Origin of the sequence: Candidatus Nitrosotalea sp. FS, from assembly GCF_011319475.1 — an archaeon.
Lineage (GTDB): Archaea > Thermoproteota > Nitrososphaeria > Nitrososphaerales > Nitrosopumilaceae > Nitrosotalea.
On record NZ_RCMC01000111.1, the window covers coordinates 1 to 1,409 of the forward strand.

Annotated in this window: 1 protein-coding gene and 2 pseudogenes; all 3 read right to left on the reverse strand. The window is 40.1% G+C overall.

Annotated features, from left to right (window positions below; genetic code table 11):
* Positions 1-80 precede the first annotated feature (80 nt).
* Positions 81-587 (reverse strand): GTP-binding protein, encoded by a 507-nt coding sequence (locus DYY66_RS04270; RefSeq protein ID WP_394352570.1) that lies wholly within the window; start codon positions 585-587, stop codon positions 81-83.
* A gap of 17 nt (positions 588-604) precedes the next feature.
* A pseudogene (locus tag DYY66_RS14105) lies at positions 605-799 on the reverse strand (urease accessory protein UreG); the annotation flags it as partial.
* 1 nt (position 800) lies between these two features.
* Positions 801-1,295, reverse strand: a pseudogene (locus DYY66_RS04280) (urease accessory protein UreG); the annotation flags it as partial.
* Between the last annotated feature and the right edge of the window lie 114 nt (positions 1,296-1,409).

Below are 1,409 nucleotides of genomic sequence, written 5' to 3' on the forward strand. Positions count from 1 at the left end.
GATCTCTATGGTACCATTCTGGCCTGGCATTATGAATTTTTTATTTGTGTATTTTTTGAAAATGTCTGGAATCAATGGGATCATCTCGTTCTATCCTTTCTGACAACTGGTTTTTTATCAAACAAGATTGATCTGATTATGTCTTCTGCAACATCTTCTATGCCTTGGCCAGTTTGACAGTTGACAAATACGTAAGGTCTACCGGCTCTTATTTTTTCAGCATCTCTTTTCATTATGGATAGATCTGCTCCCACATGCGGTGCAAGATCAATCTTGTTGATGACAAGCAAGTCACTACTTTCTATTCCCAGTCCTCCTTTTCTTGGATACTTGTCTCCTCCTGATACATCTATTATGTAAATGAAATAATCTGCAAGGGCAGGACTAAAGGTGGTCATGACATTGTCGCCCCCACTTTCAATGATTATCAAGTCAAGGCTAGGGTCTTTCTTTTCTATCTCTTCGATTACGGCCAGATTTATTGTTGGATCTTCACGTATTGCAGTATGTGGACAACCTCCTGTTGCAATACCAATTATCATGTTTTCAGGCATAACTTTGAGTTCTGTAGACAAAATTCGCTGCATCCTTTGTGCGTCTTCTNACAACATCTTCTATGCCTTGACCTGTCTGGCAGTTGACAAATACATATGGTCTGCCACCCCTTATCTTTTCAGCATCTCTTTTCATTATGGATAGATCTGCTCCCACATGCGGTGCAAGATCAATCTTGTTGATGACAAGCAAGTCACTACTTTCTATTCCCAGTCCTCCTTTTCTTGGATACTTGTCTCCTCCTNCTGTGGTGCAAGATCAATCTTGTTAATGACCAGCAAGTCACAACTTTCTATCCCTAGCCCGCCTTTTCTTGGATACTTGTCTCCTCCTGATACGTCGATTATGTAAATGAAATAATCTGCAAGGGCAGGACTAAAGGTGGTCATGACATTGTCTCCTCCGCTCTCAATGATTATCAAGTCAAGGCTAGGATCTTTCTTTTCTATTTCGTCAATTACGGCTAGATTGATTGTTGGATCTTCTCGTATAGCCGTGTGCGGGCAACCCCCTGTTGCTATTCCAATTATCATGTTTTCAGGCATGACTTTGAGCTCTGTAGACAAAATTCGCTGCATCCTTTGGGCATCTTCTTTTGATATGACATCATTTGATATTATACAGCACCGATATCCTCTTTCTATCAAGACAGGTACAACTCTCTCAATGAGGCGAGTTTTTCCAGATCCTACGGGTCCGCCAATTCCAACTTTTGGTATCTTTTTATTTTTCAAAACCATTACTTTTCTCCAATTTATGTGATGAACATCTTTGAGCCCTCATGCTCATGAATCATTTGGAAAATATCTGTCATAGGAGTTAGCTGCCAAACATTGTTCAATGATTCTTTTTTG

Bases quoted from the DNA above. Each gene is read 5' to 3' on its own strand.
- DYY66_RS04270 (WP_394352570.1), bottom strand. From the start codon at position 587: ATGCAGCGAATTTTGTCTACAGAACTCAAAGTTATGCCTGAAAACATG.